We start from the raw sequence: 1,347 nt of genomic DNA, 5'->3' as shown, positions 1-1,347 counted from the left end.
CGCCGACAGGGCCTGCCGCAAAATCGCCCATATCGGCGGCCATCCCCATCCGGACCTGCTGGCGCTTAGGCGGCTTGACGCCTTCAAGGAGATTGCCGCGCTGCGCGGCCTGCAGCATGTAGAGCTGCATACCGATCTGCAAGGATTTCATTTCCCGGAATATGAACGTCTGGCCGAGCGGCTGCTCGAAGAGCATCCTGATGTGGATGGCATTTTTGCCAGCAGCGACATCATCGCCACTCATGCGCTTAAAGTATGCCAGGCCAGAGGACGCCGGGTGCCTCAGGATATCAAGATTGTCGGCTATGACGGCGTTTCGCTCCGGGGCCTGTTCTCTCCCGATCTCACAACCGTATCCCAGCCGATTGCGGAGATGGCCCAAAAGGCGGTCGATCTCATCATGGCCCAGGTTCAGGGCGATACCGTGCCGATGGAAAATATCTTTCCGGTAGAGCTGATTCAAGGCGGGACAACATAGACGAACCATCCCTCAATTTCTATTGGGGGATGGTTGTTTCTCTTAACGCAGGCGCCATTCTTTTACCGTTACTGTTGAAGAGCCTCTCCGAATGAGCGGGTCCGCATTGCCGATTTCTTCCGCTTCGGCAAGCGATGAAGCCGATATTAGATAAGCGCCGCCCGTAGCGTCGCCAAAGGGACCGTACATTTCGAGACAACCCTCCTTCTTTAACCGGTCGAGATGCTCATAATGACCCGCAATATCTTCGGGATTAAAATGTTCTGTTCTTGCGGTAATCAGCAAATACTTGTTCATTGTCATTCCTCCCCCAAGTTGATAAATCTTCCTCCCCATCGTAACAAAAAGTAATTGGTCTTGGCGACCTTGCTTTCTGCCGGATAGCGGCCATTCAATATAGCCCCCAAACTTACTTTAAGTATGTAAATATTGATTAGTTATGATATAATCGCTGTACTGCACTGGTTTGCAGAGGTTAAGACCGTTTTATGATGTATATATACCGTGTTGTATGGGAGGCTTATACATGAAGCAGCTTCAAGATATACCCGTATCGGTACTGGACCTGGCTCCAATCACGGAAGAAGGCACGGCGACGGACGCCCTGCGGAACGCGCTCGATCTGGCGCAGCATGCCGAACGCTGGGGGTTCCGGCGCTATTGGCTGGCCGAGCATCATAACATGCCCGGCATCGCCAGCTCGGCCACGTCGATCGTCATCGGGCATGTGGCGGCCGGAACGAAGAGCATCCGCGTCGGCTCCGGAGGCATTATGCTGCCCAATCATGCCCCGCTGATGATTGCCGAGCAGTTCGGCACGCTGGAATCCTTGTTCCCGGGCCGGATCGATCTCGGCCTTGGCCGGGCGC

General features: G+C 54.5%; 3 protein-coding genes. 2 read left to right on the top strand and 1 reads right to left on the bottom strand.

From position 1 onward, the window contains the following. A partial coding sequence (locus L691_RS0119300; RefSeq protein WP_025692014.1) for a substrate-binding domain-containing protein occupies positions 1 to 478 on the top strand: 478 nt, incomplete at its 5' end. Positions 479 to 520: 42 nt separating this feature from the next. On the opposite strand, the gene L691_RS0119295 is transcribed toward L691_RS0119300, so the two are convergent. Beyond that, positions 521 to 775, bottom strand: a complete 255-nt coding sequence (locus L691_RS0119295) for a YciI family protein (RefSeq protein ID WP_025692013.1) — start codon at positions 773 to 775, stop codon at positions 521 to 523. A 229-nt stretch (positions 776 to 1,004) separates the two neighbouring features. On the opposite strand from L691_RS0119295, the gene L691_RS0119290 reads away from it, so the two are divergent. Then, the coding region (locus L691_RS0119290; RefSeq protein ID WP_025692012.1) for an MsnO8 family LLM class oxidoreductase at positions 1,005 to 1,347 on the top strand (343 nt) is incomplete at its 3' end.

Source organism: Paenibacillus zanthoxyli JH29, from assembly GCF_000520715.1.
Taxonomy (GTDB): domain Bacteria; phylum Bacillota; class Bacilli; order Paenibacillales; family Paenibacillaceae; genus Paenibacillus_AQ; species Paenibacillus_AQ zanthoxyli.
The sequence above is the reverse complement of the archived record's forward strand: the minus strand, read 5'-3'. Positions and strand labels throughout refer to the sequence as shown.